Annotated in this window: 9 protein-coding genes; 7 read left to right on the top strand and 2 right to left on the bottom strand. The window is 73.1% G+C overall.

The window, feature by feature from the left end:
- Window positions 1-417 precede the first annotated feature (417 nt).
- The 4 genes from AB0E62_RS29955 (at window position 418) to ilvD (ending at window position 4,277) form a co-directional block, all read left to right on the top strand.
- Window positions 418-669 carry a hypothetical protein gene (locus AB0E62_RS29955; protein ID WP_362200608.1) on the top strand — a complete coding sequence of 84 codons (252 nt, stop codon included), beginning with the start codon at window positions 418-420 and terminating at the stop codon, window positions 667-669.
- A gap of 186 nt (window positions 670-855) precedes the next feature.
- On the top strand, window positions 856-1,683 hold the full coding sequence (locus AB0E62_RS29960; RefSeq protein ID WP_362200611.1) for a sugar phosphate isomerase/epimerase: 828 nt from the start codon (window positions 856-858) through the stop codon (window positions 1,681-1,683).
- Window positions 1,680-2,300 carry a TetR family transcriptional regulator gene (locus tag AB0E62_RS29965; RefSeq protein ID WP_362200614.1) on the top strand — a complete coding sequence of 207 codons (621 nt, stop codon included), beginning with the start codon at window positions 1,680-1,682 and terminating at the stop codon, window positions 2,298-2,300. Before AB0E62_RS29960 ends, AB0E62_RS29965 begins: the two co-directional genes overlap by 4 nt.
- A 123-nt stretch (window positions 2,301-2,423) precedes the next feature.
- Window positions 2,424-4,277: a dihydroxy-acid dehydratase gene (ilvD, locus tag AB0E62_RS29970; protein ID WP_362200617.1), complete on the top strand. Its 1,854-nt coding sequence runs from the start codon at window positions 2,424-2,426 to the stop codon at window positions 4,275-4,277.
- A gap of 100 nt (window positions 4,278-4,377) precedes the next feature.
- On the opposite strand, the gene AB0E62_RS29975 is transcribed toward ilvD, so the two are convergent.
- Window positions 4,378-6,507, bottom strand: a complete 2,130-nt coding sequence (locus tag AB0E62_RS29975; RefSeq protein ID WP_362200620.1) for a serine/threonine-protein kinase — start codon at window positions 6,505-6,507, stop codon at window positions 4,378-4,380.
- Window positions 6,508-6,667: 160 nt separating this feature from the next.
- Here AB0E62_RS29975 and AB0E62_RS29980 point away from each other — a divergent pair, with 160 nt between their 5' ends.
- The 3 genes from AB0E62_RS29980 (at window position 6,668) to proC (ending at window position 8,484) form a co-directional block, all read left to right on the top strand.
- Window positions 6,668-6,991: an SH3 domain-containing protein gene (locus tag AB0E62_RS29980; RefSeq protein WP_362200623.1), complete on the top strand. Its 324-nt coding sequence runs from the start codon at window positions 6,668-6,670 to the stop codon at window positions 6,989-6,991.
- Window positions 6,992-7,053: 62 nt separating this feature from the next.
- The gene (locus tag AB0E62_RS29985; protein WP_362200626.1) at window positions 7,054-7,575 is read left to right on the top strand and encodes an EamA/RhaT family transporter; all 522 of its coding nucleotides are present in this window, start codon (window positions 7,054-7,056) and stop codon (window positions 7,573-7,575) included.
- A 96-nt stretch (window positions 7,576-7,671) separates the two neighbouring features.
- Entirely contained in the window at window positions 7,672-8,484 is an 813-nt protein-coding gene (gene proC, locus AB0E62_RS29990) for a pyrroline-5-carboxylate reductase (protein ID WP_362200629.1), read from the top strand.
- Between the two features lie 103 nt (window positions 8,485-8,587).
- On the opposite strand, the gene trpS is transcribed toward proC, so the two are convergent.
- On the bottom strand, window positions 8,588-9,616 hold the full coding sequence (trpS, locus tag AB0E62_RS29995; protein ID WP_362200632.1) for a tryptophan--tRNA ligase: 1,029 nt from the start codon (window positions 9,614-9,616) through the stop codon (window positions 8,588-8,590).
- Window positions 9,617-10,184: the final 568 nt, after the last annotated feature.

Below are 10,184 nucleotides of genomic sequence, written 5' to 3' on the forward strand. Positions count from 1 at the left end.
GCAGACGGCCGAGCGACCACCGGCAGAGGCGGAATGCGGGCTGAAGCTGAGACAGTCGTGGACGCTCACATAAACGGTGAGCTGGTCGTGTGCGATGCCGAAGGGCGGCTTGCCTTCGAGCGGCTGCAGGGCCGGCTTGCGGGGCGCGGCGCCGGCGTGGCCCGGGCGGCGGGCGAGTGGCCGGCGCATTCCGTCGAGTTTCGATCCGCTGCGGCTGTCGGGGACGGACACGACCGGCTGGCCCTACCGGCGGCGCGGAGCGGCGCTGGAGTCCGTGTACGCCGCGCGGCGGCCGTCGGCACCCTGGGCTGTGCCCGGCGACCACGGAGGCGGCCACGGTGCACGAGTGGCTGTGGTGGGCGTCGGTCGGGATGGTGGGCGTGGTCTTCGAGCGGCTGGAGATCCCTGCCGCCTTCGGTGAGGGGCTGGCAGAAGTACAAGACGCGCGAGGCGACGGAGGCGGTCGCCGGCGCGGTCACGGGCGCGCTGTCTGCTCCCCGGGCACTGCTGCTGGGCCGCTACGACGACGCAGGGCGCCTCCAGTACGCCGGCCGCACCACCAACCTCGCCCAGGCGGCCGGGACGGCGGTCACCCAGATGCTCGGCCGGGCCCGGCGCGGGCATCCGTGGACGGGCTGGACGTTGACCCGGCCTCGCAACCCCCCGTAAAAGAAATTGAACTGACGACAGTTGCTTCATCCACTATCGAACTGCGGCGGAACTCAGCGACTTCCGATTCGGTGGGCGTCCGCAGCCAGTTCGGATGGCTCCCCGAGCGGCACCGCGCTCCCGCGCCCGCATGGCGAACCTCACAACGGCGAATCGGCACCCGGCACCCGCCCCGCTCCACGCCGTATGGTGACGGACGTGGCTGAACCAACGGACGTGCGCATCGCGCTCTCGACCGCCTCCGTCTACCCGGAGTCCACGGCGACCGCCTTCGAGATCGCCGCGCGCCTCGGTTACGACGGTGTCGAGGTCATGGTGTGGACCGACCCGGTCAGCCAGGACATCGAGGCGCTGCGCCGGCTGTCGGACTACCACGGCGTCCCGATCCTGGCCGTCCACGCCCCCTGTCTGCTGATCACCCAGCGGGTGTGGACCACCGACCCCTGGACGAAGCTGCGCCGGGCGCGGTCGGCGGCGGAGAAGCTCGGCGCCTCCACCGTCGTCGTCCACCCGCCGTTCCGCTGGCAGCGGCAGTACGCCCGGGGCTTCGTCGAGGGCATCTGGCGGATGGCGCAGGAGACGGACGTACGGTTCGCCGTCGAGAACATGTACCCGTGGCGCTACCGCGACCGCGAGATGCTCGCCTACGCCCCCGACTGGGACGTCACCCACGACGACTACCGGCACTTCACGATCGACCTCAGCCACACGGCGACGGCCCGCACCGACGCCCTGGACATGGTGGACCGCATGGGCGACCGCCTCGGGCACGTCCACCTCGCCGACGGCCGGGGCTCGGCCAAGGACGAGCACCTGGTGCCCGGCCGCGGCACCCAGCCCTGCGCCGAGCTGCTGGAACGCCTGGTGCGCACCGGCTTCGACGGCCATGTGGTGATCGAGGTGAACACCCGGCGCGCGATGTCCGGCGCCGAGCGCGAGGCCGACCTCGCCGAGGCCCTGGCCTTCACCCGCGCCCACCTGGGCGCGGCGGCCGTGCGGGTGCCCCGGCGATGACCGCCGGCAGCACCCCCGGCCCGCCCGCCCGCCGCCGGGGCCGCCCCCCGCGCACCGAGTCCGCCGGCACCCGGGACCGCATCCTCGCCGCCGCCCGCGAGGAGTTCTCCGCGCGCGGGTACGAGAAGACGTCCGTCCGCGGGATCGCCAAGGCCGCCGGGGTGGACTCGGCGCTCGTGCACCACTACTTCGGCACCAAGGAACAGGTCTTCGAGGCGGCCGTCGAGGTCGCCTTCGCCCCCGCCCTGCACGCGCCGGACACGATCGCCGAGGGCCCCGCGGACGGGATCGGCGAGCGGCTGACCCGGTTCGTGCTGGGCATCTGGGACGACCCCGCCACCCGGGCCCCGCTGCTGGCGATCGTGCGCTCGGCCGTCGACAACGACACGGCCGCCGCCGTCCTGCGCCGGCTGGTCGCCGCCCAGCTGATGCGCCGCATCGCCGCCCGGCTGGAGCTGCCGGACGCGGAGCTGCGCGCCGAACTGGCCGCCGCCCAGCTGGTGGGCTGTGCCATGCTGCGGTACGTGATCCGGCTGGAGCCGCTGGCGTCGGCGGACCTGGAGCGGATCATCGCCCGCGTCGCCCCCGTCGTGCAGGTCCAGCTGACCGCCCCGTGAGGAGCCGTCCTCGGAGGGGCCGCCGTGGAACAGGTGTCCCGGGATTCGGACACCCTGTCCCGCCAGCTGGATGACCGGCGTACGCTCGACAGCAGGCACACCCGTCTGAAGGAGTGAGCGACGATGCCCCAGCTGAGGTCCCGCACAGTCACCCACGGTCGCAACATGGCGGGCGCCCGCGCCCTTATGCGCGCCTCCGGTGTACCCGGTGCGGACATCGGCCGGAAGCCGATCATCGCCGTCGCGAACTCCTTCACCGAGTTCGTGCCCGGCCACACCCACCTCCAGCCGGTCGGCCGGATCGTCAGCGAGGCCATCAGGGAGGCCGGCGGCATCCCGCGCGAGTTCAACACCATCGCGGTCGACGACGGCATCGCCATGGGCCACGGCGGCATGCTGTACTCCCTGCCCTCCCGTGACCTGATCGCGGACTCGGTCGAGTACATGGTCGAGGCCCACTGCGCCGACGCCCTGATCTGCATCTCCAACTGCGACAAGATCACCCCGGGCATGCTGATGGCGGCCCTGCGCCTGAACATCCCGACGGTGTTCGTCTCCGGCGGCCCCATGGAGTCCGGTCGCGCCACCCTGGTCGACGGCACGGTCCGCACGCTCGACCTGGTCGACGCCATCTCCGACGCGGTCAACGACAAGATCTCGGACGAGGACATCCTCCGCATCGAGGAGAACGCCTGCCCGACCTGCGGCAGCTGTTCCGGCATGTTCACCGCCAACTCGATGAACTGCCTGACCGAGGCCATCGGCCTGTCCCTGCCCGGCAACGGCTCGGTCCTCGCCACCCACACCGCCCGCCGCGCCCTGTACGAGAACGCGGCCCGCACGGTCATGGACCTCACCCGCCGCTACTACGACCAGGACGACGACACCGTCCTGCCCCGCAACATCGCCACCTTCCAGGCCTTCGAGAACGCGATGGCCCTGGACATCGCGATGGGCGGCTCCACCAACACGATCCTGCACCTGCTGGCCGCCGCCCAGGAGGCGGGCGTCCCCTTCGGCCTGGACGAGATCGACGCCGTCTCCCGCCGCGTGCCCTGCCTGGCGAAGGTCGCCCCGAACGTCGCCAAGGACCGCACGTACTACATGGAGGACGTGCACCGCGCCGGCGGCATCCCCGCCCTGCTGGGCGAGCTGCACCGGGCCGGCCTGCTCAACGAGGACGTGCACGCCGTGCACAGCCCCTCCCTGGCCGACTGGCTGAAGACCTGGGACGTCCGCGGCGGCTCCCCCTCGCCCGAGGCGGTCGAGCTGTGGCACGCGGCCCCCGGCTGCGTCCGCTCCGCCGAGGCCTTCTCCCAGTCCGAGCGCTGGGAGGCCCTGGACGAGGACGCCGAGAACGGCTGCATCCGCTCCGCCGAGCACGCGTACTCCAAGGACGGCGGCCTGGCCGTGCTGCGCGGCAACCTCGCGGTCGACGGCTGCGTGGTCAAGACGGCCGGCGTGGACGAGTCGATCTGGACCTTCGAGGGCCCGGCGGTCGTCTGCGAGTCCCAGGAGGAGGCCGTCCAGCGGATCCTCACCCAGGAGGTCAAGGACGGCGACGTCGTCGTCATCCGCTACGAGGGCCCCAAGGGCGGCCCCGGCATGCAGGAGATGCTGTACCCGACCTCGTACCTGAAGGGCCGCGGCCTCGGCAAGACCTGCGCCTTGATCACCGACGGCCGCTTCTCCGGCGGCACCTCGGGCCTGTCCATCGGCCACGCCTCCCCCGAGGCGGCCTCCGGCGGCACCATCGCCCTGGTCGAGGACGGCGACCGCATCCGCATCGACATCCCGAACCGCACGATCGAGCTGCTGGTCGACGACGCCGAACTGGCCCGCCGCGAGCAGGCCCTGAACGGCGTGTACGCCCCGAAGAACCGCGACCGCAAGGTCTCCGCCGCCCTGCGCGCCTACGCCGCGATGGCCACGAGCGCCGACAAGGGCGCGGTGCGCGACGTGTCCCGCCTGGGCTGACCGGCACCGACTGGGGCCGCCTCCGGACGGGGGCGGCCCTTTCGGCGCGCTTCGGCGTACTTCGGCGCGCTTCGGCGTACGAGGCCCTGCGGCACCGGTGTCACCAGGCCCCCGGCGCGCGGCCGTCCACGGTGAACACCGTGCCGTCGGGCGCCGTCGCGCAGACCCGGGTGCCGACGGGCACCGGAGCGGGCGGTGTGCTCATGACCTGCGCCGAGTCGGCGCCCAGCCGTGCGGGCGTCTGCCCCACCAGCCGCCCCCGCGCCGCGTCGACGGCGAGCAGCCGGCCGTCGCCCGAGGTCAGGTACACCCGCCCGGCCCGCGCGACCGGCAGCGAACCCCGGCTCACCGACGTCTCCAGATGCCACAGCCGGCGGCCCGCCGCCACGTCCACGGCCTCCAGGGAACCTCCGGCGGCCAGCACGTAGACCACGTCCCCGCGCGCGGTGGCGTGCGCGCCGTCGAGCACGGCGGGCAGCGCGACCCGCCGGGAGGCGCCGGTCGCCGGGGTGTAGCGGACGACCTCCCGGGCGCCGTAGCCGCTGTCGACGGCCAGGAAGAACACCGGCCCGCCGGCCCGCGCGGCGACCGGCTTGAGCCAGCCGCGCAGCCGTACGTCCCAGCGCACCCGGCCGCTCGCCGGATCCACGGCGGTCACCCGGGTGTGCGTGCCGTCGGCGGACACCCGGGTCGCGTAGGCCGAGGAGTCGCCGGGGAACGCGACGAAGGACGGCGCGCCCTGCCCCGGCACGGTCCCGTGCCAGCGGGTACGGCCCGTGGCGCCGTCCACCCCGGTGACCGTGCCGTCGGCACCGGTGAGCAGGGCCGTGTCACCGGCGTAGCGCACCGCCGTGCCCGCGGGCAGCCGGCGCCCCCACACCTGGCTGCCCGTGGCCGGGTCGAGCCCGGCGAGCCGGGAGCCGCCGTCGGTGTACGGCTGCACCAGCCCGCCGGAGACCACCGGCGGACCGCTCGTGGCCCGGGTCCCGGTCGCGTGCCGCCACAGCAGCCGGCCGTCGGCCGGGTCGAGCGCGAAGACGGCGCCCGGCCGCGCGCAGAGCAGCTTCCCGGCGCCGTAGGAGCACTGCGGCATGCCCTCCCCGCCGACCGCGGGCCGGGCGGTCCAGCCCCCGGAGGCCGCCGTCAGGGCCGGCCCGGTCCCGTCCCGGGGAGCCTGATCGTTTCGCCCCGTCCCCCACACCGCGACGAGCCCGCCCGCTAGCGCCAGCGCCAGCCCGAGCACCCCCGCCGCCAGCGCCACCGCCCGCCCGCGGCCGAGCCGCCGGCCCGGGCGCCACACCCGGAGCCGCCCGGCGGCCGTGTCGCCGGGCACCGGTGCCGGGCTCTCCGGGGCGTCCCCACCCGTCCGCTGGGCCGGTATGAACGCCTGGGTGTCGTACGAGGCCGCCACCGAACGCAGCTCCCGCATCAGCTCGTCCGGCGTGGGCCGGTCAGCGGGTTCCTTGGCCAGGCACCGCCGCACCAGCGGCGCGAGCCCCACCGGCACACCGGTCAGATCGGGCTCGTCGTGGACGACCTGGTAGGCGACGACGTACGGACTGTCGGAGTCGAACGGGCCGCGCCCGGTGGCCGCGTGCACCATCACCGAGCCCAGCGCGAAGACGTCGGCGGCCGGACCGACCTCGCGGGGCCGCCGGAACTGCTCCGGCGCCATGAACGGCGGAGTACCGATCAGCTTGCCGGTCTCGGTGCGCAGCTCGCTGTCCTTGGGCCGGGAGATACCGAAGTCGATGACCTTCGGCCCGTCCTCGGCGAGCAGCACGTTGCCGGGCTTCAGATCCCGGTGCACCACCCCGACCCGGTGGATGTCGCGCAGCGCCTCGGCGAGCCCCGCCATCAGCCGGCGCAATTGCTCCGGAGCCATCGGACCGCTCCGCTTGACGTGCTCCGAGAGGGTCGGCCCGGGAATGTACAGGGTGGCCATCCAGGGCCGGTCGGCCTCCGGGTCGGCATCGACGACGGGCGCGGTGAAGGCCCCGCTGACCCGGCGCGCGGCGGCCACCTCCTGCCGGAAACGGCCCCTGAACTCGGGATCCCGGGCGAACTCGGCGTGTACGACCTTCACCGCGAGCCTCATCCCCGAGGTGCTCCGGGCGAGGTGGACGACCCCCATGCCGCCGGAGCCCAGACAGGACTCCAGCCGGTAGTGGCCGGCGTATTCCGGAAGTTCCGCTTCCGCGTTCGCTCCGGCGTTGCGCTGTGGCGCCATGGACCACCCCCGTGCTGTTCGTCCGCGCGCGCGACGCACGGAGCCTAATCGATGACTCGTACCAGGCAGAGGCGGCTTGCTAGCGTCTGTGCCCGAGCCGCGCGCACAGGTTTCGCGCCGGCTCCCACCGCATGCGCGAATCAACGGGGGAGGACCTTTCATGTCTGTCGACACACAAGAGGCCGGGGGCGTGGACGAGGGCCAGGACGGCGTGACGGCACAGGCGGCCGCGGCCCTGCGCACCTACGCCGTCGCCCCGGGCGTCCGGCTGAACGTCCGCAGCGGCCCGGGCACCGAGTACAACCTGGTCCGCGTGCTGCCGCTGGGCGTCCGGCTGCCGATCTACTGCCAGACACCCGGCACGACGGTCTCCGGCCCCTACGGCACGACCAACATCTGGGACCTCATCGACAACGGCGAGTACGTCTCGGACGCCTACATCCAGACGGGCAGCGACGGCTACATCGCCCCCCGCTGCGGCTGACCGCACCCACCGGACCGAGCCCCGGCCGGGAGGCCGCCCGCGACCGGGGCGATAATCGTGCCGTGAGCGACGACACCGGCACCCCGGACGGCCCGGCGGCCCCCACCGGCGGCGCGGAGCCGAGCGGCCCCCGCCCCGAGCCCCTGCGCTTCTTCGGCACCTCCTGGGTCGACCACGACCACGGCTACGGGGCCCGCCGCGCCGGCGTCGCCGTGGGCTCCCTCGCCGCCGCGGCCGTCTCCTGCCTGGTGCTCCGCCTCGCCTACGAGGGCCTCCGGATCGCCGACACCGGCCCCTTCGTGACCGTGCTGGTCGTGGTGATGTTCGCGATCTGCAGCGCGTTCGCCTTCCGCAACACCTGGGAGGGCTTCGGCAAGCGGCACGACCCGCAGCGCCAGGCGTCCCTGCGCGGCATGCTCGCCATCGGCTTCGTCGGCTCCCTCCTCGCCTACTTCGTCCGCTCCCTCACCGAGGCACCGGGCGAGAAGCTGCACCGCGAGGAGTACGAGCAGGCCCGCGAGGCCCACGCCCGCCGCGCCACCCGCCGCACGGGCAACCCGTCCCGCAGGAAACGCCGCCGCTGACCCGCCCGTACGTCAGGCCGGCCGGTCCGGCCCGCCGCCGTTCCGCCCACCGGACAGGCGGCCCGCACCGCGCACCCCGGTGCCAGACTGATCCGCATGAGCCAGAAAGTCGCAGTCCTCGGCACCGGCAAGATCGGCGAAGCCCTGCTCAGCGGAATGATCCGGGCCGGCTGGGCCCCCACCGACCTCCTGGTCACCGCCCGCCGCCCCGAACGCGCCGAAGAACTCCGCGCCCGTCACGGCGTCAACCCGGTCACCAACACCGAGGCCGCCAAGACCGCCGACACCCTGATCCTCACGGTCAAGCCGCAGGACATGGGCACCCTCCTGGACGAACTCGCCCCGCACCTGCCCGCCGACCGCCTGGTCATCAGCGGAGCCGCCGGCATCCCCACCTCCTTCTTCGAGGAGCGCCTGGCCCCGGGCACCCCCGTCGTCCGGGTCATGACCAACACCCCCGCCCTCGTCGACGAGGCCATGTCCGTCATCTCCGCCGGGAGCCACGCCACCGAGCAGCACCTCGCGCACGCCGAGGAGATCTTCGGCGGTGTTGGCAAGACCCTGCGCGTCCCCGAGAGCCAGCAGGACGCCTGCACCGCGCTGTCCGGCTCCGGCCCGGCCTACTTCTTCTACCTGGTCGAGGCCATGACCGACGCCGGCATCCTGCTCGGCCTGCCCCGCGACAAGGCCCACGAACTGATCGTCCAGTCCGCGATCGGCGCCGCCGTGATGCTCCGCGACAGCGGCGAGCACCCCGTCAAGCTCCGGGAGAACGTCACCTCTCCGGCCGGCACCACGATCAACGCCATCCGCGAGCTGGAGAACCACGGCGTACGCGCCGCCCTCATCGCCGCCCTCGAAGCCGCCCGCGACCGCAGCCGCGAACTCGCCTCCGGCAAGAAGGACTGACCGGCCAAGAAGGACTGACCGGCCCGGCCGGCACAGTGCCCCGCGGGCGGCGGCCACCACCGCCCGCGGGCCGGAACCCGTCTGACGAACAGCTGACGAGCGGCTAGCGGGCAGCGCCGCTCAGCGAGGGCTCCGCCACGGGGGGCAGCAGCCCGATCGCCCTGTAGGCCGCATCGACCGTCGGCCGGGCCAGCGCCCGCGCCTTCTCCGCGCCGTCCCGCAGCACCCCCTCCACATACGCCGGATCGGCGCACAGCTCCCGGTGCCGGTCCCGCACCGGCCGCAGCACCTCCACCACGGCCTCCGCCGTGTCCTTCTTCAAAGAGCCGTACGAGTCGTAAACGGCCGCCAGCGACTCAGGGTCCCCACCCGTGCACGCGGCGAGGATCTCCAGCAGGTTCGCGAGCCCCGGCCGCTCCGCCCGGTCGTGGACGACCTCCCGTCCGCTGTCCGTGACGGCCCGCAGCACCTTCTTGCGCACCACGTCCGGCTCGTCCAGCAGATAGACGACCCCGTTCCCCGCCTCGTCCGACTTCCCCATCTTCCGCGTCGGGTCCTGGAGGTTCATCACCCGCGCACCCACCGGTGGCAGCGTCGTCCGCGGCACCACGAACGTGTGCCCGTAGCGCTGGTTGAACCGCACCGCCAGATCCCGGGTCAGCTCCACGTGCTGCGTCTGGTCCTCACCGACCGGCACCTCGTCCGCGCCGTACGCCAGGATGTCCGCGGCCATCAGCACCGGGTACGTCAGCAAGGACAGCCGCACGCCGCCGCCGCGCTCCCGCTGCTTCGCGGCCTTCTCCTTGTACTGGATCATCCGCCGCATCTCGCCGTCGGCCGCCACGCACTCCAGCAGATACGACAGCCGGGTGTGCTCGTCCACATGGCTCTGCAGGAACAGGGTGCACACCTCGGGGTCGAGCCCGGCCGCCAGCAGCAGCGTCGCCGTCTGCCTGCTGAGCCTGCGCAGCCGCGCCGGATCGTGCTCCACGGTCAGGGCGTGCAGGTCCACCACGCAGAACAACGAGTCGGCCCGGTACTGGTCCACCTCGGCCCAGCGGCGCATGGCCCCCAGGTAGTTGCCCAGGGTCAGATGTCCGGTCGGCTGGATCCCGCTGAAAACACGGGTCATGTCCACTCACCTTCTGGTCGGGACCGCCGCTCCTGCGGCCGGCCCCCTCGGACCCGGAGGGAGAGACGAGAACGGCCGCCGAAGCGGCGGCCGTTGAGTGCATACGTGAGTACGGCCGCCGTCAGGCGGCCCACCAGAGCTGGGTGCACGTACGCGTCATCACGTCGTCCACAGTACGCCCGGGGAGTGCCCCCCGGCAGGGAGTTGACACACCCCGTGCCGATCCGTACTGTTCTCCGAGTTGTCCGACGTGAGCGCCGACTCCGGTCGGTCCCCGGACAGCCATTCCGCAAGCACCACCCACTCATCGACGCTCCGGCGCCGACTGTTTTGGCGTGCGTATTTGCGAAATGAGGAATCCGCGTTCGAAAGGGCGCAGGCCCCGATTAGCTCGGGAGCCGGGAATCCGCTAAAGTCTCACTCGTCGGAACGGCCTAACAGCCGGGAAGGCAAACCCCGCCGACCGGGGATCGGACGCCGAAAGGATCTGATAGAGTCGGAACCGCCGGAAAGGGAAACGCGAGAGCGGGAACCTGGAAAGCACCGAGGAAATCGGATCGAGAAAAGA

It is taken from the genome of Streptomyces sp. NPDC038707 (assembly GCF_040636485.1).
GTDB lineage: Bacteria > Actinomycetota > Actinomycetes > Streptomycetales > Streptomycetaceae > Streptomyces.

Coding starts and splice junctions, on each gene's coding strand:
- AB0E62_RS29960 (WP_362200611.1), top strand. CDS start 856: ATGGTGACGGACGTGGCTGAACCAACGGACGTGCGCATCGCGCTCTCG.
- AB0E62_RS29965 (WP_362200614.1), top strand. CDS start 1,680: ATGACCGCCGGCAGCACCCCCGGCCCGCCCGCCCGCCGCCGGGGCCGC.
- ilvD (WP_362200617.1), top strand. CDS start 2,424: ATGCCCCAGCTGAGGTCCCGCACAGTCACCCACGGTCGCAACATGGCG.
- AB0E62_RS29975 (WP_362200620.1), bottom strand. CDS start 6,507: ATGGCGCCACAGCGCAACGCCGGAGCGAACGCGGAAGCGGAACTTCCG.
- AB0E62_RS29980 (WP_362200623.1), top strand. CDS start 6,668: ATGTCTGTCGACACACAAGAGGCCGGGGGCGTGGACGAGGGCCAGGAC.
- proC (WP_362200629.1), top strand. CDS start 7,672: ATGAGCCAGAAAGTCGCAGTCCTCGGCACCGGCAAGATCGGCGAAGCC.
- trpS (WP_362200632.1), bottom strand. CDS start 9,616: ATGACCCGTGTTTTCAGCGGGATCCAGCCGACCGGACATCTGACCCTG.